The organism is Streptomyces sp. NPDC046349 (assembly GCF_055587885.1).
In genome coordinates, this window is sequence record NZ_JBVJFK010000008.1 from 290,135 (window position 1) to 311,069 (window position 20,935).

A 20,935-nucleotide genomic window follows, 5' to 3' on the forward strand; every position below is an offset into this window, starting at 1 on the left:
ACCGTACGAACATCTCGTACGGTCGGACTGTACGAGATCTTCGAACGGTCTGGCAATGTCCGTACGAGAACTGCGTACAGTGGGGGCATGCCTGCCGCCGCCGACCTGAGCCACCCCGCCGCCGACCGCCTCGAGCTCGTCGACGTCCTGGCGGCGCTCGGACATCCCGTCCGGCTGGAGATCGTCCGCAGGCTCGCCTCCGGCGAGGAGGCCTTCTGCGGCGAGGTCGTGCCCGACCTGCCCCGGTCGAGCGTCACGCACCACCTCAGGACGCTGCGCGAGAGCGGAGTCATCTGCCAGCGCCCCCAGGGCCGCAAGCTCTACCTCGCGCTGCGCCGCGACGACCTGGAGCTCCGCTTCCCCGGTCTGCTGGAACTCGTGCTGGCGTGTCGGTCCCGCCCCCTAGACTCGGAATGCGATGAGCAGCCTCTTTGACGACAGCTTCCTGGCGGACCTCACCCCCTCCGACGAGGTCCCGCCGCCGCCCGAGGAGCACCCCGCCCCGGAGTCGGGTGCGGACGACCTCTTCGGGGGTCACTTCGACGTGCCCATGACCGGGGACGCGTACTACCGGGACGGCGCCCCCAAGCCCGTCATCGACCCGGCGACGCTCCTCGACGGCCTGAACGAGCAGCAGGCCGCCGCCGTGGTGCACGCGGGCTCCCCCCTGCTCATCGTGGCCGGCGCCGGCTCCGGCAAGACCAGGGTGCTCACGCACCGCATCGGCCACCTGCTGGCCGCCCGCAACGTCCACCCCGGCCAGATCCTGGCGATCACCTTCACCAACAAGGCCGCCGGCGAGATGAAGGAGCGCGTCGAGGGTCTCGTCGGCCCGCGCGCGAACGCCATGTGGGTCTCCACCTTCCACAGCGCGTGCGTGCGCATACTGCGCCGCGAGTCCAAGCGGCTGGGCTTCACGTCCTCGTTCTCGATCTACGACGCGGCCGACTCGAAGCGCCTCATGGCGCTCGTCTGCCGTGACCTCGACCTGGACCCGAAGAAGTTCCCGCCGAAGTCCTTCAATGCCAAGATCTCGAACCTGAAGAACGAGCTCATCGACGAAGAGGCCTTCGCCGATCAGGCCGCCGACGGATTCGAGAAGACCCTTGCGCAGGCGTACGTGATGTACCAGGCGCGGCTGCGCGAGGCCAACGCCCTCGACTTCGACGACATCATCATGACCACGGTGCACCTGCTCCAGGCCTTCCCGGACGTCGCCGAGCACTACCGGCGCCGCTTCCGGCACGTCCTGGTCGACGAGTACCAGGACACCAACCACGCGCAGTACACGCTCGTGCGCGAGCTGGTCGGCACCGGCTACCCGGACCTGCCGCCGGCCGAGCTGTGCGTGGTCGGTGACGCCGACCAGTCGATCTACGCCTTCCGTGGCGCGACGATCCGCAACATCCTCCAGTTCGAGGAGGACTACAAGGACGCGACGACGATCCTGCTCGAGCAGAACTACCGCTCCACGCAGACGATCCTCTCCGCGGCCAACGCCGTCATCGAGCGCAACGAGAACCGCCGCGCCAAGAACCTGTGGACCGAGGCCGGCACCGGAACGGTCATCACCGGCTACGTCGCGGACACCGAGCACGACGAGGCGCAGTTCGTCGCCGACGAGATCGACCGGCTCACCGACGCCGGGGACGCCAAGGCCGGCGACGTCGCGATCTTCTACCGCACCAACGCCCAGTCGCGCGTGTTCGAGGAGATCTTCATCCGGGTCGGCCTGCCCTACAAGGTCGTCGGCGGCGTCCGCTTCTACGAGCGCAAGGAGGTCCGTGACGTCCTCGCGTACCTGCGCGTCCTCGCGAACCCGGAGGACAACGTCCCGCTGCGCCGCATCCTGAACGTACCCAAGCGCGGCATCGGCGAGCGCGCCGAGGCCATGATCGACGCGCTCGCCCTGCGCGAGAAGATCACCTTCCCGCAGGCGCTGCGGCGCGTCGACGAGGCCTTCGGCATGGCGGCCCGCTCCACCAACGCGGTGAAGCGGTTCAACACACTGATGGAAGAGCTCCGTACGATCGTCGACTCGGGCGCCGGGCCGGCGGTGGTGCTGGAGGCCGTCCTGGAGCGCACCGGCTACCTCGCCGAACTCCAGGCGTCGACCGACCCGCAGGACGAGACACGGATCGAGAACCTCCAGGAACTGGCCGCCGTCGCGCTGGAGTTCGAGCAGGCGCGCGAGGCCGCGGCCGCCGAGGCGCCGGAGGGTACGGCGCCGGCCGGTCCCGGCACGCTCGCCGAGTTCCTGGAACAGGTCGCCCTTGTCGCCGACTCCGACCAGATCCCCGACGAGGACGAGGACGGCTCCGGCGTCATCACCCTCATGACCCTCCACACCGCCAAGGGCCTCGAGTTCCCGGTGGTCTTCCTGACCGGCATGGAGGACGGGGTCTTCCCGCACATGCGCGCGCTGGGCCAGACCAAGGAACTGGAGGAGGAGCGCCGCCTCGCCTACGTCGGCATCACGCGTGCACGCGAGCGGCTGTACCTGACCCGCTCGAGCATGCGCAGCGCGTGGGGCACCCCGTCGTACAACCCGCCGTCGCGGTTCCTGGAGGAGATCCCGGACCAGTACCTGCAGTGGAAGCGCACGGGGGCGGCCCAGAAGCCGGCCGGCCCGATGCGCAGTTCGGGCTACGGCTCGGGCCCGGGCGGCGCACGGTCCTCCTTCGGCACCTCGCCCGAGGCCTTCCTGTCCTCGTCGCGTACGAAGTCGGGCCCGTCCGGGTTCGCGACGCGCCGGGCAGCGGACAAGCCCGTCATCGCGCTGGTGGTCGGGGACCGGGTCACGCACGACCAGTTCGGGCTCGGCACCGTCATGGAGGTCAAGGGAGCGGGCGCGGACGCGCAGGCCACCATCGACTTCGGAGACGACAAGCCCAAGCGGCTGCTGCTGCGTTACGCGCCGGTGCAGAAACTCTGACGTCCGGCCGGGCCGCCTGCACGCACAGATGCCCGGCAGCGAGAACGCTGCCGGGCACCCGTGGAACCGGTCGTACCGAGGCGCCTACCTCGGGTCCAGGCCCTTGCTGCGCAGCCAGGCCAGGGGGTCGATCGCGGAGCCTCCGCCGGGCCGGACCTCGAAGTGCAGGTGCGGGCCGGTGGAGTTGCCGGAGTTGCCCGAGTAGGCGATGACATCGCCCGCCTTGACCTTGCCGCCGCGGATCTTGGTGGAGCTGAGGTGGCAGTACCAGGTCTCGGTCCCGTCGGGCGCGGTCACTATGGCCATGTTCCCGTAGGCGCTGTTGTACTGCGTGCGCACCGTGCCGTCGGTGGCGGCCATGACCGGGGTGCCGTAGGAGACCGGGAAGTCGATGCCGGTGTGCACCGACATCCACATGCCGCCTGCCTGGCCGAAGCTGGCGCTGAGGCCGTGCTGTGCGACGGGGACCGCGAACTTCGGGCGGGCGGCCTCCTTGGCGGCGGCTTCCTCGGCCTTCTTCTTCTTTTCCTCTTCCTGGCGCTCGCGCAGGTCGATGCGCTCCTGCGTGCGGCTCGCACGGTCCGCGAAGTCGCCGGCGTCGGCGCTGAGCGCGGCCAGTTGGGTGTCGAGCTTGGTGTTCGCGGCGACCGGCTTCACCGAGGCCGGGTCGGGCGCGGCCATCGTGGTGGTGTCCTCGCCGGGCTTCTCCGTGCCGGTGAGTCCGCCGACGGAGGCGGCCGCGACGCCCGCGACACCCATGACGCAGGCGGAGGGAACCGCGACGGTCAGCAGGGCGGAACGCTTCGCCGGGGTCCGCCTGCGGCCACCGGTCGCCTTGGCGCCCGTCGCCTTGGCGGTGCCCTTCGCAGTGCCCTTGGCGGCGGTCCGGCGCGCGGAGCGCGGCGCCAAGGTCACCGGCATGGCCTGGGTGGGCATCTCGTGCACGCCGTGCAGCTCATGGACCTCGGGCAGCTCGTACGCCTCGGCGGCCTCGGGCGCCTGGTCGGAGAGCACCTCGAAGACGGCGGTCTCGCTGTACGTGTCGGCCCCGGTCTCCGGCTCGGTCGCGTCGGCCTGGGACTCGTGGACGTAGCCGGCGGTGCCGAGGGTGGTCGTGCCGTACGCGTAGTCCTGCTGCGCGGGCTGGTAGTCGTACGCGTAATCGGCCTCGGGCTGCGCCGGAGTCTGCGTGACAGTGTTCCAGGCGGTCGCGTCGTAGGCGCCGGTCTCGGTGCCGGTGGTGCCGAAGCCGGGCATCGCCCAGTGGCCGGTCTGCTCGGCGGAGGTGTCGTAGCCGAAGGAGGCCGTCGGGTAGGCGGTGTAGCCGGAGTAGTCCGCACCCGCACCCGCGCCCGCCGCGTTCCATGCGTTCGCGTCCCAGCTCCCGGTGGCGTCCTCGGGTGCGGACTGCGAGGGGATCGTCGACAGGTAAGGGTCCTGGGAGGTCCACGCGGTGGTGTCGTACGCGCCGGTCTCATAGGAGGCGTAGGCGGCGTAGTTGACCCCTTGACCCTGCGTTTCGTAGGAAACGTAGGGCGAGTCACCAGCGAAAGCGGTGGTGGAAAGGCCGTCGTACCCGGCATCCGGGTACTGGCCCGACGGGGGGCGGTCGTTCACCAACTTCTCTTTCGCCTCGGCAGTGGGGGCCTGGGTGGCCGGGAACTCGAAGTTCACCGGAGGAGAGCAGTGGCGTGACTGTACCCGGCGGTTACTCGCATCGACAATCTTCGCCGGGTCCCCAGATCAGCGGAACCGGGCATTCGGCCGTCTTTCGGTCGCCGAAAGACGCAGCCTTGGCCTTGAGTTCGAAATGTGTTCGACTCTTGGTCGCCGAGCGGTCAGGCGACGGAAGCGGCGTCCGGGCCCGTCACGACGGCCGGGGCGGGACCGTCGAGAGCGCGGCCGACCGCCGCGATGACCGTCGGGTGTGCCGGGAGGGCGAGGTGTCCGATACCCGTGACCTGCACGTTCTCCACATGCAGGTCCGGATGTTCGATCCGGGCGCTCCCGACCGGGGTCATCAGCGTGTCGAACTCGCTCCAGAACGCCACGCACCGGCTCGCGCAGCCCGGCGCGGGCGCGGCGAGCTCGGCCAGCACCTCGGAGCCCGGTCGCATCTGCCGCACCAAGGGGTGCGCGTCCAGGAAGGGGGCGACCCGCGTGCCGGAATGAGGGGTGCCGAGCGTGACCAGGGTGCGCACGCGCGTGTCGCCGCCGAGGCGCTGGACGTAGTACCTGCCGACCAGGCCGCCCAGGCTGTGCCCGACGATGTCCACCTGCTCCTGCCCGGTGCGCTCGCACAGTTCCTCGACGCGGCGGGCGAGGTGGCCGGCGATGACGCGCAGGTCGAGGGCGAGGGGGGAGTAGTTGAACGCCTCCACGTGCCGCAGGCCGCCGGCTCCGAGGGCGCGGCGCAGCAGGACGAAGACGGAGCGGTTGTCGGTGAAACCGTGGAGCAGCAGGACGGGCGGGCGTGTCGTGGCCCGGACGCGGACGATTTTCTCCTGGCACACCCCGGTGGGGTACAGCAGGAGGTGCCCGCCGAGCACGACGACCTCGAGTGCGCCGGCCCGCAGCGCGGCGCCGGAGAAGGGGATGGGCACGGATACGGGTAAGGACAGTCCCATCGACGGCCTCCTGTTCTCCTGGGGCGGCCGCCGTCGCGCCACCGTGCCGTGCGGCTGGCGGCACGGTGGCGCAATGCCGTCCCACGTGTGATTTCCCCCTCGTGCTTGACCGCGAAACGGCGGCGTGCGCGATGCTGTACTTAACGTTCGTTCACTCGGGAGGCAGTGCGATGGGTGTGACCGGTCCGATCCGTGTGGTGGTGGCCAAGCCGGGTCTCGACGGCCACGACCGCGGGGCCAAGGTGATCGCGCGGGCGCTGCGGGACGCGGGCATGGAGGTCATCTACACAGGCCTCCACCAGACCCCTGAGCAGATCGTGGACACCGCGATCCAGGAGGACGCCGACGCGATCGGGCTGTCGATCCTCTCGGGCGCCCACAACACGCTCTTCGTGCGCGTGCTGGAGCTCCTCAAGGAGCGCGACGCCGAGGACATCAAGGTCTTCGGCGGCGGCATCATCCCGGAGGACGACATCGCCCCCCTGAAGGAGAAGGGCGTGGCCGAGATCTTCACCCCGGGCGCGACGACGACCGCCATCGTGGACTGGGTCAACGCCCACGTCCGCCAGTAGCCTCCGGCGGGTCGGCGGCAGGGCCGCCGCGCGGGAGCGCACCCCCCCGGCCCGCCCCGCACAGGCGGCGGGCCCCGCCGGCACGTCTTCCGGCAGCGGCCGTCCCGAGGATTCCCCGGGTCCGGGTCCGCTCGGCGGGGCCGCCCCCGTATCCGCCGGCCCGTCTTGCGGCAGTGGCCGTTCCGTGACCGGCAGGCGCGCGGCGGCAGCCCCGCGGGGCATTGCAGGCAGTCGCCGGATGATTCCCCGAGTCCGGTCCGCTCGGCGGGACGCCCCCGTATCCGCCGGCCCGCCCGGCCCTGTGCGGGGCCGGGATCCGGGGGTGTGCCCCCGGATCCGGATCTCGGCCGAGCGCCCCGCAGGGGTCAGGCCGGAGCGAGTTCCGACAGCATCGCCGCGCGCAGCCGAAGCGTGGCCACCAGCCGCTGGAAGGCCTCGGCCCAGTAGGCGGCGGCGCCCGGCGACGCGTCCGGCGGGTCCTCCGCGGCCGCCGTCAGCGCCTCGAGCCGGCCGGCTTCGGCGGGATCGAGGCAGCGCTCGGCCAGGCCCATCACCCCGCTGAAGCTCCACGGGTAGCTGCCGGCCTCCCGGGCGATGTCCAGCGCGTCCACCACGGCACGGCCCAGCGCGCCCGCCCACGGCACCACGCACACCCCGAGCAGCTGGAAGGCCTCGGACAGGCCGTGCGCCCGGACGAACTCCGCGACCCACTCGGCCCGCTCCCCGTCGGGCAAGGTCTCCAGGAGTTTCGCCCGCTCCGCGAGAGAGGCCGTGCCCGGCCCCGCCGCGGGCGGCGCCGACGCCGGGCCGAGCAGGGCCCTCGACCATTCCGGGTCCCGCTGGCGCACCGCCGCCCGGCACCACGCCGCGTGCAGTTCCTCCGTCCAGTCCTCGGCCGCGGTCACCGGCAGCGCCACTATCTCCGCCGGACCCAGGCCCCCGAACCGCTCCCGCCAGCACGACAGCGGCGCGGCCTCCACCAACTGGCCGAGCCACCAGGCCCGCTCCCCGCGTCCGGCGGGCGGCCGCTTGACCACGCCGTCACGGAGCATCCCCGCGTCGCACTCGGCCGGCGGCGTCACCCCCTCCGGTCCCACACAGGCCACCGCGCGCTCGGCCATCCGACCCGCCAGCGCCGACTGCGGCAGCGCCGACAGCAGTTCGGCGGCCGTCGCACGGACGTTGCGGCTGCGATCGCCCAGTGCCGCTTCGAGGAAGGACTCGTCCGCCAGGGACAGCCCCGCCCTCAGTGAGTCGAGGAACATCAGCCGGTCCTCGGCCCGTTCGCTCGCCCAGGTCGTCGCCAGCAGCCGCGGGGCGGCCGCCGGCTCGTGGGCCCGGACGGCGCCGAGCAGTGCCACGCGCTCCGCGAACAGTCCCTCCTCCCACAGCCGTTCCACCGCGGACGGATCGCCCACGTCCGGCAGTTGCCCGCCGCCCGCCCCGCCGCGCAGGGCGAACCGCCAGTCCGGATTCATCCGCGCCAGCCACAGCCCCCGCGTCCCCGCCAGGGCCAGTGCCTGCGGGCGCAGGTCCGTACGGGCCCGCGCGGCGTCCAACAGGGCCGGTACGAGCGCGGCGGGCGCGCGGTAGCCGTGCCGTCCGGCCGCGGCCAGCCACTGCGGGAGCAGCTCCGTAAGATCCGGAGCCGACCCGCGCCGCCCGCCGCCGCCCCCACTGCCGGCGCCGGTACGGCCCGCCAGCAGTTGAGCGAGCCGGCGGCCCGCCGCCTCCGGCGGTGCCGGCCGGGGGTCCGCAGGTGCGGGCTCCGGCCGGGGGCGCGCCCCCGCCGGCCGCAATCCGGCGCGGCGGCGCACGGTGTGCACGGCCGCCGCGTCGAGCAGCGCCTCCGGCGAGCCGGACGGGCCCCCGCCCCGGCGCCGGTCGGTGCCAAGCAGCGCGGTGCCGACCAGTTCCTGCCACTCTCCGTACCCCTCGTCACCCTCGCCCATCGGTGCCCCTCCCTCGCTGCTCGTCCTCGGCCGTGTCCAGTGCCCCGGTCCCGCCCCCTCCACGGGACCGGGGCTGTCGATGTCCCTTGCGGGTCCGCTCAACTGGCGTGGTTGTCGTTCATGAAAGCCCCCCGGCTTCTCGTCGTTGCGTGTGTACGGCGCCCCCCGGCGCCGCACCTCTCCCTGCCGTCCTCGTGCGACGGCACAGGACCCCCCAGGCCCCCTGTGATGTGGTTGTCGTCGCCGCCCGGCTCAGGACAGGGCGACCGGCTCCGACGAGCCCGGCTGCCAGGCCGTCAGCGGGGTGAACCCCCGGTGGCCGCACTCGCCGAAGACCGTCACCGGGCCCCCGCCCGACAACGAGGCCAGCTGCCACAGTCCCCCGCGGGAGCGGCTGCCCGCCCCCGTGAGGGGCACCGGCAGGGCGGAGGTGCCCTCCGCGTCGGCCAGCTGCCAGCCGAGCTCTCCCGGTATCGGAACCACCGGACCGAGCACCACCGGCCAGGACTCCAGCCACGGGTCGTCCCGCAGCGCCGCCCCGTAGGCCTCCAGGGCCGCCCGGGTGCCCACCCCCGCCGGAACCTCCGTGCACGGCACGGCCGCCGCGAACCTTTCGCCGAGGTCCGCCCGCAGCCCCGCCGACCCGGGCCGGAAGCGCATTTCCGCCTCCAGCACCAGCCCCACCGGCAGCGCCAGCCCCGGTGGCCGCCCGGGCGGCCCGAAGTCCAGCACCAGCGCGGGCCGTCCGCCCACCAGCCCGCGCAGCCATATCCGGCGGGTGGTGAGCCGTCCGTCCGGAGACACCGAGTCGTACTGGGCGAGCACCAGCCAGCGGTCCCGTACGGCCTCCCCCTCCCCGGAGGCCGGCAGTCCCACCCGGCTGCGCACGGTCGCCGCCAACTGGTCCGGAAGCCCCGCCACCCCCATCCAGGCCCGGTCCAGCAGGTGCAGCAGCGCCGCCTCCTCCAGCATCCGGGCGGGCCAGCCGGGGCCGCAACTGGGTATCGTCCCCAACTCCCGCACCCTCCCGGCCAGTCCGGGCGCCTGGGCGTCGACCATCCGGGCGGCGGTCTCCTCCCACGCCCCGTACCCCGCGTGCTCCTGGCCCGCGAGGCCGCCGCGCAGCAGGTCGGCCAGCCGCTGTTCCAGCTCGGTGACGCCCGCGCCGATGCGCGCCGCCCGCCGCTCGGCCCGGCGCCGGGCCCCCTCCTCGTCCACCGGGCCGGCCGCCGCGCCCGCCGGACGGGCGGCTCCGGCCGCCCGGTCCGCCAGCCACTGGGCGGCCCAGTCCGGTGCCTCTCCGGGCTCGCCGACCCCCTCGGCGGACCAGAGCAGGAGCAGTCCCAGTGCGTGCTTGCACGGGAACTTCCGGCTCGGGCAGGAGCACTTGTAGGCCGGTCCCGTCAGGTCGACGACCGTCCGGTACGGATTGCTGCCGCTGCCCTTGCACAGCCCCCACACAGAACCGGAAGCGGAACCTCCGATCTGTGACCACGGCCCCGCCCCGCCGAGTCTGCCGCCCGCCTTGCGTGAAGCATCGTCAGGAGCCAGAGCCAGTACCTGTTCCGCCGTCCAGCGGACCCCCTGCTCAGTCATGACAACCACCGTAGAGACCCCCTCTGACAATCGTCCTGACCTGCAACAACAGCATGGGCGTGGGGCGTTGTCAGTGGTGTGGTGCACCGTTGGAACAGCAGCCGGGAGCGGCTGCCGAGCATTGGAGGGGGACCATGAGCAAGCCCGAGAACGGCATCGGCGCCGAGGCGCTGCGACCGCACGCCGAAGACGCCTTCGCGCACGAACTGAAAGCCCTGGCGGCTGCCGACGACAGGCCCCGCCCGACCCGCTGGAAGCTCTCCCCGTGGGCCGTCGCCACCTACCTGCTCGGCGGCACGCTCGGCGACGGCACGGTCATCACGCCCAAGTACGTGGGACCGCGCCGCATCGTCGAGGTCGCGGTCACCACCCTGGCCACCGACCGCGCCCTGCTCCTGCTCGGTGTTCCGGGCACGGCCAAGACCTGGGTGTCCGAACACCTGGCGGCCGCCGTCAGCGGGGACTCCACGCTCCTCGTCCAGGGCACCGCCGGCACCCCCGAGGAGGCCATCCGGTACGGCTGGAACTACGCCCGGCTCCTCGCCCACGGCCCCAGCCGCGAGGCGCTCGTCCCCAGCCCCGTCATGCGGGCCATGGCCGACGGCATGACCGCCCGTGTCGAGGAGCTCACCCGCATCCCCGCCGACGTCCAGGACACCCTCATCACCGTCCTGTCCGAGAAGACGCTGCCGATACCGGAGCTCGGCGAAGAGGTCCAGGCCGTGCGTGGCTTCAACCTGATCGCCACCGCCAACGACCGCGACCGCGGGGTCAACGAGCTCTCCAGCGCCCTGCGCCGCCGCTTCAACACCGTCGTCCTGCCGCTTCCCGCCACCGCGGACGCCGAGGTCGACATCGTGGCCCGCCGCGTCGACCAGATGGGACGCTCCCTCGACCTGCCGGCCGTGCCCGAGGGACTGGAGGAGATCCGCCGCGTCGTCACCGTCTTCCGGGAGCTGCGCGACGGGGTCACCGGCGACGGCCGGACGAAGGTGAAGTCGCCCAGCGGCACGCTCTCCACCGCCGAGGCCATCTCCGTCGTCACCAACGGCCTGGCGCTGGCCGCCCACTTCGGGGACGGCGTACTGCGGCCCTGCGACGTGGCCGCGGGGATCCTCGGCGCGGTCGTCCGCGACCCGGCGGCCGACAAGGTGGTCTGGCAGGAGTATCTGGAGGCCGTGGTCCGCGAGCGCGACGGCTGGAAGGACTTCTACCGGGCCTGCCGGGAGGTGACGGTATGAGCACCGCCCGACAGGGCCCACTGCTCCTCGGCGTGCGCCACCACGGGCCCGGATCGGCCCGTGCGGTCCGCTCCGCCCTGGACGCGGCCCGCCCGGCGGCCGTGCTGATCGAGGGGCCGCCCGAAGGGGACGCACTGCTCGAACTGGCCGCCGACCCCGGCATGCGGCCGCCGGTGGCACTGCTCGCGCACGCCGCGGACGACCCGGGCCGGGCCGCGTTCTGGCCGCTCGCCGACTTCTCCCCGGAATGGGTGGCGATCCGCTGGGCGCAGGAGGCCGGAGTACCGGTCCGGTTCATGGACCTGCCCGCCGCGCACTCCCTGGCCGCCGCCGGTGAGCCGGACACGGACCACGCCGAGCCGGACGCGGTCCGGCTGGACCCCCTCGCGGTGCTCGCCGAGACCGCCGGGTACGACGACCCCGAGCGCTGGTGGGAGGACGTGGTCGAGCACCGGGGCACCGGCGGCGCGGGGGAGGAGGCGCTCGGCGCGTTCGAGGCCCTGGGGGAGGCCATGGGCGCCCTGCGCGAGGCGTACGGCGACGGCGGCCACCGCCGGGACCTGGTGCGCGAGGCGTACATGCGGCAGCGGATGCGCGCCGCCCGCCGCGAGTTCGGCGACGGGTACGCCGTGGTGTGCGGGGCCTGGCACGTCCCGGCGCTGCGGGCGAAGACCACCGTGGCCGCCGACAAGGCGCTGCTGACCGGGTTGCCGAAGGTCAAGGTGGAGACCACCTGGGTGCCGTGGACGCACCGCCGGCTCGCCCGGGCCGGCGGGTACGGCGCGGGAATCACCTCGCCCGGCTGGTACGCCCACCTCTTCTCCGCCCGTGACCGGCCCGTGGAACGGTGGCTGACCAAGGTCGCCGGCCTCCTGCGCGAGGAGGACCGACAGGTGTCCTCGGCGCACGTCATCGAGGCGGTCCGGCTGGCCGAGACCCTGGCCGCGATGCGGGGTAGACCCCTGGCCGGCCTGACGGAGACCCTGGAAGCGGTCCGGGCGGTGATGTGCGACGGCTCCGACGTACCGCTCGCGCTCATCGAGGACCGCCTGGTCGTCGGCGACGTGCTCGGCGAGGTCCCGGACGCGGCGCCCGTCGTGCCGCTCCAGCGGGACCTGACGCGGCAGCAGCGGTCGCTGCGGCTCAAGGCGGAGGCGCACGAACGCGAGCTGGAACTCGACCTGCGCAAGGACACCGACGCCGCGAAGTCCCTGCTGCTGCACCGGCTGCGGCTGCTCGGCATCGGCTGGGGCACCCCGACCGCCTCCCGCAGCAGCACCGGCACCTTCCGGGAGACCTGGCGGCTGCGCTGGGAGCCGGAACTGTCCGTGCGGGTGGCCGAGGCCGGGATCTGGGGCACCACCGTCCTCGCGGCGGCCACCGCCAAGGCGGAGGCGGACGCCGTGGGCGCCGAGGAGCTGGGCGAGGTCACGGCGCTCGCCGAGCGGTGCCTCCTGGCCGGGCTGTCCCAGGCGCTGCCGGCCGTACTGCGGGCCCTCGCGGACCGCGCCGCGCTGGACACGGACGTCGCCGGGCTCGCCAAGGCCCTGCCCGCTCTCGCCCGTTCACTGCGGTACGGGGACGTGCGGGGCACCGACGCTGCGGCGCTCGGCGCAGTCGCGGCCGGGCTCGCCGACCGGATATGTGTCGCGCTCCCGCCGGCCTGCGCGGCCGGCCTGGACTCCGACGCGGCGGCGGAGCTGCGCGGCCACGTGGACGGGGTGAACACGGCGATCGGCCTGCTGGCGGACGCCGACGACGGACTGCGGGAGCGCTGGTCCGCGGTGCTGGGGACACTGTCCGACCGGGACACCGTGCCGGGCGTCATCCGGGGCAGGGCGGCCCGCCTGCTCCTCGACGACGGGCGGCTGGACGCCGGGGAGACGGCCCGGCTGATGGGCCTCGCGCTGTCCCCGGCCGCCCCGCCCGCCGACGCGGCGGGCTGGATCGAGGGCTTCGCGGGCGGGAGTTCGGGCGGCGGCACGCTGCTGGTCCACGACGACCGGCTGCTGGGCCTGATCGACAGCTGGCTGGTGGGGGTGCCGGAGCGGGCCTTCACCGACGTGCTGCCGCTGCTGAGGCGGACGTTCGGGGCGTACGAGCCGGGGGTGAAGCGGACCCTGGGCGAGCTGGTCCGGCGCGGCCCGGCCGCCTCCGCGGGGGCGGCGCGGTCGGCGGGCGACGCCCCCGAGGGCTTCGCCCCCGACCTGGATCCGGAGCGGGCGGACGCCGTGACGGAGCTGGTCCGGATGCTGCTGGCGTCTCCCGACGGGGTGTCGGCCGCCTGAGAGCGCGGTGCAACGAAGACGACGAGTGAAGGGGGACGGACGGATGATCGGTACGGAGACGAGCGCGGCGGTCGGGCAGGACACCGCGGACCGCGCCGGGGGCGAGCGGCTGCGGCGGTGGCGGATGGTGCTCGGCGGTGGAGACGCGGACGGCACCGGGCACGCGCTGACCGGGCGGGACGCGGCGATGGACGCCGCGCTCGGCGCGCTGTACGGCGGAGCCGGTGAAGGGGGGACCCGCCGCGCCCCGGGGTCTGCCCGGTCGGCCGGGCTCGGCGGCTCCGCGCCGAACGTGGCCCGCTGGCTCGGGGACATCCGCACGTACTTCCCGAGCTCGGTGGTCCAGGTGATGCAGCGCGACGCGATCGAGCGGCTGGGCCTCTCCGCCCTCCTGCTGGAGCCGGAGATGCTGGAGGCCGTCGAACCGGACGTCCACCTGGTCGGCACCCTGCTCTCCCTGAACAAGGCGATGCCCGAGACGACGAAGGAGACGGCGCGGGCCGTCGTCCGCAAGGTGGTCGAGCAGCTGGAGAAGCGGCTCGCGACGCGCACCCGGGCCACCCTCACCGGCGCACTCGACCGCTCCGCCCGGATCAGCCGTCCCCGCCACCGCGACATCGACTGGGACCGCACGATCCGGGCCAACCTGAAGAACTACCTGCCCGAGTACGGCACGGTCGTCCCCGAGCGGCTGATCGGCTACGGCCGGTCGGCGCAATCGGTGAAGAAGGAGGTGATCCTCTGCATCGACCAGTCGGGTTCGATGGCGGCCTCCGTCGTCTACGCCTCCGTCTTCGGCGCGGTCCTCGCCTCCATGCGCTCGATCGCCACCCGTTTGGTCGTCTTCGACACCGCCGTGGTGGACCTGACCGACCAGCTCGACGACCCGGTCGACGTCCTCTTCGGCACCCAGCTGGGCGGCGGCACCGACATCAACCGGGCCCTCGCCTACTGCCAGTCGAAGATCACCCGGCCCGCCGACACGGTCGTCGTCCTCATCAGTGATCTCTACGAGGGCGGCATTCGCAACGAGATGCTCAAGCGCGTGGCCGCGATGAAGGGGGCTGGCGTCGAGTTCGTGACCCTGCTGGCGCTGTCCGACGAGGGGGCCCCGGCCTACGACCGCGAGCACGCCGCGGCACTGGCCGCCCTCGGCGCGCCGGCCTTCGCCTGCACGCCCGACCTGTTCCCGGAGGTGATGGCCGCGGCGCTGGAGAAGCGGCCCCTGCCGACCCCCTGAGGTTCCTCCGACACGCCCGTCCCGGCTGCCCGTGTGAAGGGGCCGATCACACGAATTTCCAGTTCAACCGTGAGGCGTTCTGTGACAGGTATCACCGCTCAGGTGTGATCTGCGATTTAGGGTCGCACGCCCCACGGGGATAACCTGCCGGACGGACATGCCGCGTCCACGGTCACCGTGTGCGCCTTCCTTGTGACAGCGCCGTCACGTTGCCCTCCGCGGCACGCCCACGCAGATAGCAGACAAACCGCGAATCACTGCGAATCTTTAAAAAGACAAGGGACGGACGCGCGTGGACCTGTTCGAGTACCAGGCGAGGGACCTCTTCGCCAAGCACGGTGTACCGGTGCTGGCCGGTGAAGTCATCGACACGCCTGAGGCGGCTCGCGAGGCCACCGAGCGGCTGGGCGGCAAGTCGGTCGTCAAGGCGCAGGTGAAGGTCGGCGGCCGCGGCAAGGCCGGCGGCGTGAAGCTGGCCGCCAGCCCGGACGAGGCCGTCGCCCGCGCGACGGACATCCTGGGCATGGACATCAAGGGCCACACGGTCCACAAGGTGATGATCGCGGAGACCGCTCCCGAGATCGTCGAGGAGTACTACGTCTCGTACCTCCTCGACCGCACCAACCGCACCTTCCTGGCCATGGCCTCGGTCGCGGGCGGCATGGACATCGAGCAGGTCGCCGAGGAGACCCCGGAGAAGCTCGCCAAGGTCCCGGTGAACGCCAACGAGGGCGTGACCATCGAGAAGGCCCGCGAGATCGTCGAGCTGGCGCAGTTCCCGGCCGAGGTCGCCGAGAAGGTCGCCGAGGTCCTCGTGACCCTGTGGGACACCTTCATCGCCGAGGACGCGCTCCTCGTCGAGGTCAACCCGCTCGCGAAGGTCGCCTCCGGCGAGGTCATCGCCCTCGACGGCAAGGTCTCCCTCGACGAGAACGCCGAGTTCCGCCAGCCGGGTCACGAGGAGTTCGTCGACCACGCCGCCGCGAACCCGCTCGAGGCCGCCGCCAAGGCGAAGAACCTCAACTACGTCAAGCTCGACGGTGAGGTCGGCATCATCGGCAACGGCGCGGGTCTCGTCATGAGCACCCTGGACGTCGTCGCCTACGCCGGCGAGAACCACGGTGGCGTCAAGCCCGCCAACTTCCTGGACATCGGCGGTGGCGCCTCCGCCGCCGTCATGGCCAACGGTCTCGAGATCATCCTCGGGGACCCGGACGTCAAGTCCGTCTTCGTCAACGTCTTCGGTGGCATCACCGCCTGCGACGAGGTCGCCAACGGCATCGTCCAGGCGCTGGCCCTGCTGGAGGAGAAGGGCGAGGCGGTCACCAAGCCGCTCGTCGTCCGTCTCGACGGCAACAACGCCGAGCTGGGTCGCAAGATCCTCTCGGACGCCAACCACCCGCTGGTGCAGCGCGTGGACACCATGGACGGCGCGGCCGACAAGGCCGCCGAGCTCGCGGCTGCGAAGTAAGGGCAGAGGTCACAGACTCACATGGCTATCTTCCTCAACAAGGACAGCAAGGTCATCGTCCAGGGCATGACCGGTGCCACGGGCATGAAGCACACCAAGCTGATGCTGGCTGACGGCACCAACATCGTCGGCGGCGTGAACCCGCGCAAGGCCGGCACCACCGTCGACTTCGACGGCACCGAGGTCCCGGTCTTCGGTTCCGTCGCCGAGGCGATGGAGAAGACGGGCGCCAACGTCTCCGTCCTCTTCGTCCCGCCGGCCTTCGCCAAGGCCGCCGTCGTCGAGGCCATCGACGCCGAGATCCCGCTGGCCGTCGTCATCACCGAGGGCATCGCGGTGCACGACTCCGCCGCCTTCTGGGCGTACGCGACCGCCAAGGGCAACAAGACCCGCATCATCGGCCCGAACTGCCCGGGTCTGATCACCCCCGGCCAGTCCAACGCCGGCATCATCCCGGGCGACATCACCAAGCCGGGCAAGATCGGCCTCGTGTCCAAGTCCGGCACGCTGACCTACCAGATGATGTACGAGCTGCGCGACATCGGCTTCACCTCCGCCGTCGGCATCGGTGGCGACCCGGTCATCGGCACCACGCACATCGACGCCCTGGAGGCCTTCGAGGCCGACCCGGAGACCGAGCTGATCGTCATGATCGGCGAGATCGGCGGCGACGCCGAGGAGCGTGCGGCGGACTTCATCGCGAAGAACGTCACCAAGCCGGTCGTCGGCTACGTCGCGGGCTTCACCGCCCCCGAGGGCAAGACCATGGGCCACGCCGGCGCCATCGTCTCCGGCTCCTCCGGCACCGCGCAGGCCAAGAAGGAGGCCCTCGAGGCCGCCGGCGTCAAGGTCGGCAAGACGCCGACCGAGACCGCCGAGCTCGCTCGCGCGATCCTGAACGCCGCTCAGTAAGCAGCGGCCGTACGGCTGAACGGGCGTGGCCCGCACCCCTCGGGGTGCGGGCCACGCCCTTTCGCGTACGCGGTCTCACTCGATCTTCGGGGTGATGCGCGCCGGTCCCGCCTGCGGATCCGCGCGCAGCTTGTCGTGGAGTTGCCTGCTCCGTTCGGTGAGCTGCTGCGGGCCGCTGAGCGCCGGCACCCCCGTCACGCTCACCCCGGGTGCCGGCGGCGGGTCGTACCGGGTGGGCGCGGTCGCCGCCGTGTAGGCGGTGGCGGCCGTGATCATCGCGGTCAGGCCGAGCGTCGCCCGGGTCCACTGCCGGACGCGCCGCTCGCCGCCGCCGCGGACCGCCGCCGCCGGGCGCGGGGCGAGCGTGAACGGCGGGCGCAGCGCGACGAGCCGCTCCCGCAGCGCCGCGGACTGCTTCTCGACCGGTACGTCGGTCAGGTCGGGGATCCGGGCGGCGAGGTCGGCGTGTGCATGCAGGATGCGGTTGCCGGCGGCGAGGGTCGTGGCCTCCGTTTCGGCGGCGGTGTCGGGCAGGTCGAGGCCGACGCCGTCGTAGAGCAGGACGGTGCGCCGGTGGATGGCGGACAGCGCGAGCAGGGCGTCGAGCAGGATCCGGTCGGCGGGATCGGCCGGGGGCCGGTCGGGCCTGCGGTGGGCGCGCCGGAACCGGTGCCAGGGGGAGAGCGCGTACTCGTGGGCGATCGCGCGCACCCAGCCTTCGGGGTCCGGGTCGGTGGCCACTTCGGGCCACTGGTCCCAGGCCCGGGTGAAGGCCCGGTCCACGGCCTCCAGGGCGAGGGCGCGGCGGCCGGTGAGCAGGTAGCTCTGCAGGGCGAGGGTGGGCGCGGCCCGCTCGTAGAGGGTGTCGAAGGCATCGGCCGGTCCGAGGAGGGGACGTACGGCCGGTCGGGCGGCGGCTCCGGTCCTGCCGCCGGTGGTGGTGTCGGCGGTGACCGCGGCACCGTCCTGGGCTGTCGGACCGCGGCTGGTGGTGTCGGCGGTGACCGCGGCCCCGTTTGGGGGCGTCGGACCGGCCTCCGTCCAGGCCCCGGCCGCGGGCGCCACCGCCGCCAGGGCCGGGTCGGCCGGGTCGCTCCGGCCCCGCGGCCCGGTCGCGTCCGCGGCCACCGGCAGTGCGGTGAGGTCGCCGAGCAACCTCGCGTACGCGTCGTGCTTGCGCCCGCGCGGGTTCGTGCGTCCGGACTCCCAGTGGCGAACCGTCGCCGCGGTGACGCCCACGGCCGCCGCGACCTCATCGAGCGTCAGCTCCGCGGCTTCGCGCAGTCTTCGGCGCTCGTGCGGGGCGGGCAGGCCCTCGACGCTTCCTGTCATGCCACACTCCCCGCAACCCGGCAGCCCTGAGCAATAAAGTACATAAGCGTATATTGGGCGACACCACGGACATTCGCCTGTTACCCGCTCATAGCGCGTGTCGTTGGCACCATGGCGGGGTGACCCAAGTGACCGAACGCGGGACCCGGTTGCCGGCGGCCCCGCGAGGCGGGGTGCGGCGGCGCTCGCCGGCAGCCGCCGCATGCGTGGTGGGCGGCGCCGTGGCGGCCGGACTCGGGCTCGGCTTCCTCGCCGTGCTCGTCATCGTCCTGTGGATCAGCTCCCCCTATCCCGACAGCGGCCCCGGCGGGGCCCTGCACCTCGCCGCCGGGCTGTGGCTGCTCGCCCACGGGACCGAACTGCTGCGGTACGACACGCTTTCCGGTGTCCCGGCACCCGTTGGTGTGACACCGCTGCTGCTCGTCGCGCTGCCCGTCCTGCTCATGCGGAGGGCCGCCCGGCTGGGCGGCGCCTCCGACGAGGAGGACGAGGACGTGCTGCCCGCGACGGCCGTGTTCTCGGCCGTGCTCTGCGGATACCTCTCCGTCGGGGCGCTCGCCACGGTGTACGCCGCCGGCGGCCCGATGCCGGCCGACCCGATCAGCGCCGCCTGGCACATCCCGCTGGTTGCCGTACTGGCCGCGGCCGGCGGGGTGTGGGGCGCCAAGGGGCGGCCGCTCGGGCCGCTGCCGAACTGGCTGCCCGGGGGCGTACGGAGGGGGCTGGCGCGCCCTCGGTACGCGCTTGCGCTGCGGGCGGGCGCGGGCGGCGCCCTGGTGCTCCTGGGCGGCGGAGCGCTGCTCGTCGGCGCCTCGCTCGCCTGGCACGGCGCGCAGGTCCAGGCCTCGTTCCTGTCCCTGACCGGGGTGTGGTCGGGCCGGTTCGCGGTCCTGCTGCTCGCGCTCACCCTGATCCCGAACGCCATGGTGTGGGGAGCGGCCTACGCCCTCGGCCCCGGCTTCTCCCTCGGCGCCGAGGTCACGGCCACCCCGTTCGGCTTCGCCGGCGCGCCCGCGCTGCCCCGCTTCCCGCTGCTGGAGGCGCTCCCGGCCGCCGGGCCGGGCACCCCGCTGACCTGGGCCGCCGTGGGAGTGCCGGTGGTCGCCGGGCTGGCGGTGGGCTGGTTCGCGGTACGCCGGGCGCGCGAGGTCTCGTACGGGGAGACCGCGCTCACGGCGGCCCTCGGCGCGCTGGTCTGCGGCCTTGCGATGGCCGGGCTCGCGGCGGCGTCGGCGGGACCGCTCGGCTCACGGCGGCTGGCCGAGTTCGGGCCGGTGTGGTGGGCCACGGGTGCGGCGGCCTTCGCGTGGACGCTGGTGCTGGCCGTGCCGGTGGCGGTGGGGGTGCACGCGTGGCGCTACCGCCCGGCGGAGGGCCCGGTCGCGGTGGACGCGGACGCTCCGGTGGACGACGGCTGGCACGACAGCGGGGTGCGGGAGCTGCGGTGGGAGGCGATGCGGAAGGCGTCGGGGACGCTGGTTCCGGAGATCGTGCCGGTGCCGGTTCCTCCGGTGGTTGAGGTGGTTGAGGTGGTTGAGGTGGTTGAGGTGGTTGAGGCGGTTGAGGCGGTTCCGGCGGGTGCGGCTGCACCTGCGGTGCGGGCGCGGCGGGCGGTGACCGTGGTGACCGGGCTCGACCTGCGTCCGGGCCCGGGCCCGGGCCCGGGGCCGGTGGCCCCACCGGCTCCGCCCGTGCCGCCTCCCGTGGCCGGGATGCGGGTGCTCGCCCGGCGGAAGCCGCCCGCCTGAGGTGTCCCGTCATCCCCGGTGGATCGGCGCGCGGCGTCGGATGCGGTGCGTCGCACGGCGGGGGAGCGTCCTCGTACCGGGCGTCTCCGGGCGGTGTGACAACGCGGCAGGCGCCGTGGCCGTCGTCGTGCGCGCGCCGGGGAGGACGGGTCAGCCCTTGTGGCTTTCTTTCGGATCAGGCCGGATCCGGGTGCGCAGTCGGTTCGCCCGAGGCGGTCGGTACGCGGGAGCCCCTCCGTCCGCCGTGTGATGCACGGCCGGACCACGAGGGCTTGACCGACAGGATCCCAGGGAGACGACCCAGCCCGCGCGGCACCGTTGCGGGGCCTTCGGCCCCCGAGCCCGCGGGTCCCGAACGCCGACGGGGTCGGCGGACGGACCCCGGCAGGCTGGAGGAGCGGGGCTCCGCCCCGGACCCGCGCATCGTGCGGTGCTACTGGCGGACCTTCAGGACCTCGCCGACGAAGTTGTCCGGGAGGATGGTGTTGCACTGGAGTTCCGCCGACTTGGTGAGGGCGTCGTCGCGGCAGACGTAGAAGTCCTTGTACACGAGCTGCAGTGCGTACGAGCTCATGGCCAGCAGGATCGCCAGCGAGGCGGTGACCAGGCCGCTCACGGCCGCCGTGCGCTGCGGTCGCGCCGCCGGGCCCAGGGCGTCGAGGCCCGTCGGGGCGCCCGGCTCGCCGGTCGCCGCGGCCGGCTGGCCGCGCAGCGCGCTGATCCCCCAGTACAGGGCGAGCGCGCCCAGCAGGAGGCCGACCGACGGGATGCCGAAGATCCCGAAGAAGAAGCCCCACATGCCCGCCAGCAGCGCGTAGCGGGCGCGGCGCTGGACCGGGTCCGTCGGGTCCCAGCGCGCCGGACCGCGTTGCCCGCCCGAGTCCCCCGGGCCGTTCCCGTCGCCGTTCCCGCCGCCACCGCTGCGCGGCTGCCACGGCTGGTCGGGCCGGCCCTCCGGCGGGGCCGCGAAGGGGTTGTCGTCGGTGGGGGAGTCGGGCTGACGGCGGTCCGGCATCGGGTG

At 73.4% G+C, this 20,935-nt stretch carries 15 protein-coding genes; 9 read left to right on the forward strand and 6 right to left on the reverse strand.

The window, feature by feature from the left end:
• Nucleotides 1-87: 87 nt before the first annotated feature.
• Nucleotides 88-435: an ArsR/SmtB family transcription factor gene (locus ACZ6JS_RS20840; RefSeq protein WP_469299755.1), complete on the forward strand. Its 348-nt coding sequence runs from the start codon at nucleotides 88-90 to the stop codon at nucleotides 433-435.
• The gene (pcrA, locus tag ACZ6JS_RS20845; protein WP_469299757.1) at nucleotides 419-2,935 is read left to right on the forward strand and encodes a DNA helicase PcrA; all 2,517 of its coding nucleotides are present in this window, start codon (nucleotides 419-421) and stop codon (nucleotides 2,933-2,935) included. The genes ACZ6JS_RS20840 and pcrA overlap by 17 nt, the downstream gene beginning before the upstream one ends.
• An 84-nt stretch (nucleotides 2,936-3,019) precedes the next feature.
• Here pcrA and ACZ6JS_RS20850 read toward each other — a convergent pair whose 3' ends face one another.
• Together ACZ6JS_RS20850 and ACZ6JS_RS20855 are read right to left on the reverse strand one after the other, a co-directional pair.
• Complete coding sequence (locus tag ACZ6JS_RS20850; protein ID WP_469299759.1) at nucleotides 3,020-4,609, reverse strand: M23 family metallopeptidase; 1,590 nt, start codon at nucleotides 4,607-4,609, stop codon at nucleotides 3,020-3,022.
• A gap of 164 nt (nucleotides 4,610-4,773) precedes the next feature.
• Nucleotides 4,774-5,562 carry an esterase/lipase family protein gene (locus ACZ6JS_RS20855; protein ID WP_469299760.1) on the reverse strand — a complete coding sequence of 263 codons (789 nt, stop codon included), beginning with the start codon at nucleotides 5,560-5,562 and terminating at the stop codon, nucleotides 4,774-4,776.
• A gap of 170 nt (nucleotides 5,563-5,732) precedes the next feature.
• Between ACZ6JS_RS20855 and ACZ6JS_RS20860 the strand changes: the two genes are divergently transcribed.
• On the forward strand, nucleotides 5,733-6,134 hold the full coding sequence (locus tag ACZ6JS_RS20860) for a cobalamin B12-binding domain-containing protein (protein ID WP_361590982.1): 402 nt from the start codon (nucleotides 5,733-5,735) through the stop codon (nucleotides 6,132-6,134).
• 365 nt (nucleotides 6,135-6,499) lie between these two features.
• Here the strand turns inward: ACZ6JS_RS20860 and ACZ6JS_RS20865 are convergent, their stop codons facing one another.
• Both ACZ6JS_RS20865 and ACZ6JS_RS20870 read right to left on the reverse strand, forming a co-directional pair.
• Nucleotides 6,500-8,086, reverse strand: coding sequence for a DUF5691 domain-containing protein (locus ACZ6JS_RS20865; protein ID WP_469299762.1), 1,587 nt, complete (start codon nucleotides 8,084-8,086; stop codon nucleotides 6,500-6,502).
• Nucleotides 8,087-8,338: 252 nt separating this feature from the next.
• Nucleotides 8,339-9,682, reverse strand: a complete 1,344-nt coding sequence (locus ACZ6JS_RS20870; RefSeq protein ID WP_469299763.1) for an SWIM zinc finger family protein — start codon at nucleotides 9,680-9,682, stop codon at nucleotides 8,339-8,341.
• A 134-nt stretch (nucleotides 9,683-9,816) separates the two neighbouring features.
• Here ACZ6JS_RS20870 and ACZ6JS_RS20875 point away from each other — a divergent pair, with 134 nt between their 5' ends.
• From ACZ6JS_RS20875 to sucD, 5 genes are all read left to right on the forward strand, one after another.
• Nucleotides 9,817-10,923, forward strand: coding sequence for an ATP-binding protein (locus ACZ6JS_RS20875; RefSeq protein WP_469299765.1), 1,107 nt, complete (start codon nucleotides 9,817-9,819; stop codon nucleotides 10,921-10,923).
• A complete protein-coding gene (locus ACZ6JS_RS20880) occupies nucleotides 10,920-13,211 on the forward strand; it encodes a DUF5682 family protein (protein WP_469299766.1) in 2,292 nt (763 codons plus the stop codon). The genes ACZ6JS_RS20875 and ACZ6JS_RS20880 overlap by 4 nt, the downstream gene beginning before the upstream one ends.
• Before the next feature lie 43 nt (nucleotides 13,212-13,254).
• Nucleotides 13,255-14,451, forward strand: coding sequence for a VWA domain-containing protein (locus ACZ6JS_RS20885; protein ID WP_469299768.1), 1,197 nt, complete (start codon nucleotides 13,255-13,257; stop codon nucleotides 14,449-14,451).
• Nucleotides 14,452-14,743: 292 nt separating this feature from the next.
• The gene (gene sucC, locus ACZ6JS_RS20890; RefSeq protein ID WP_469299769.1) at nucleotides 14,744-15,922 is read left to right on the forward strand and encodes an ADP-forming succinate--CoA ligase subunit beta; all 1,179 of its coding nucleotides are present in this window, start codon (nucleotides 14,744-14,746) and stop codon (nucleotides 15,920-15,922) included.
• Between the two features lie 21 nt (nucleotides 15,923-15,943).
• Nucleotides 15,944-16,834, forward strand: a complete 891-nt coding sequence (gene sucD, locus ACZ6JS_RS20895; protein ID WP_030764277.1) for a succinate--CoA ligase subunit alpha — start codon at nucleotides 15,944-15,946, stop codon at nucleotides 16,832-16,834.
• A gap of 75 nt (nucleotides 16,835-16,909) precedes the next feature.
• On the opposite strand, the gene ACZ6JS_RS20900 is transcribed toward sucD, so the two are convergent.
• A complete protein-coding gene (locus tag ACZ6JS_RS20900; RefSeq protein WP_469299770.1) occupies nucleotides 16,910-18,166 on the reverse strand; it encodes an RNA polymerase sigma factor in 1,257 nt (418 codons plus the stop codon).
• Between the two features lie 119 nt (nucleotides 18,167-18,285).
• Between ACZ6JS_RS20900 and ACZ6JS_RS20905 the strand changes: the two genes are divergently transcribed.
• Entirely contained in the window at nucleotides 18,286-19,914 is a 1,629-nt protein-coding gene (locus ACZ6JS_RS20905; RefSeq protein WP_469299772.1) for a cell division protein PerM, read from the forward strand.
• A 433-nt stretch (nucleotides 19,915-20,347) separates the two neighbouring features.
• Here ACZ6JS_RS20905 and ACZ6JS_RS20910 read toward each other — a convergent pair whose 3' ends face one another.
• Nucleotides 20,348-20,929, reverse strand: coding sequence for a hypothetical protein (locus ACZ6JS_RS20910; RefSeq protein ID WP_469299773.1), 582 nt, complete (start codon nucleotides 20,927-20,929; stop codon nucleotides 20,348-20,350).
• Between the last annotated feature and the right edge of the window lie 6 nt (nucleotides 20,930-20,935).

Bases quoted from the DNA above. Each gene is read 5' to 3' on its own strand.
- ACZ6JS_RS20865 (WP_469299762.1), bottom strand. From the start codon at position 8,086: ATGGGCGAGGGTGACGAGGGGTACGGAGAGTGGCAGGAACTGGTCGGC.
- pcrA (WP_469299757.1), top strand. From the start codon at position 419: ATGAGCAGCCTCTTTGACGACAGCTTCCTGGCGGACCTCACCCCCTCC.
- ACZ6JS_RS20840 (WP_469299755.1), top strand. From the start codon at position 88: ATGCCTGCCGCCGCCGACCTGAGCCACCCCGCCGCCGACCGCCTCGAG.
- ACZ6JS_RS20860 (WP_361590982.1), top strand. From the start codon at position 5,733: ATGGGTGTGACCGGTCCGATCCGTGTGGTGGTGGCCAAGCCGGGTCTC.
- ACZ6JS_RS20880 (WP_469299766.1), top strand. From the start codon at position 10,920: ATGAGCACCGCCCGACAGGGCCCACTGCTCCTCGGCGTGCGCCACCAC.
- ACZ6JS_RS20885 (WP_469299768.1), top strand. From the start codon at position 13,255: ATGATCGGTACGGAGACGAGCGCGGCGGTCGGGCAGGACACCGCGGAC.
- ACZ6JS_RS20910 (WP_469299773.1), bottom strand. From the start codon at position 20,929: ATGCCGGACCGCCGTCAGCCCGACTCCCCCACCGACGACAACCCCTTC.
- ACZ6JS_RS20900 (WP_469299770.1), bottom strand. From the start codon at position 18,166: ATGACAGGAAGCGTCGAGGGCCTGCCCGCCCCGCACGAGCGCCGAAGA.
- sucD (WP_030764277.1), top strand. From the start codon at position 15,944: ATGGCTATCTTCCTCAACAAGGACAGCAAGGTCATCGTCCAGGGCATG.
- ACZ6JS_RS20870 (WP_469299763.1), bottom strand. From the start codon at position 9,682: ATGACTGAGCAGGGGGTCCGCTGGACGGCGGAACAGGTACTGGCTCTG.
- ACZ6JS_RS20855 (WP_469299760.1), bottom strand. From the start codon at position 5,562: ATGGGACTGTCCTTACCCGTATCCGTGCCCATCCCCTTCTCCGGCGCC.
- ACZ6JS_RS20875 (WP_469299765.1), top strand. From the start codon at position 9,817: ATGAGCAAGCCCGAGAACGGCATCGGCGCCGAGGCGCTGCGACCGCAC.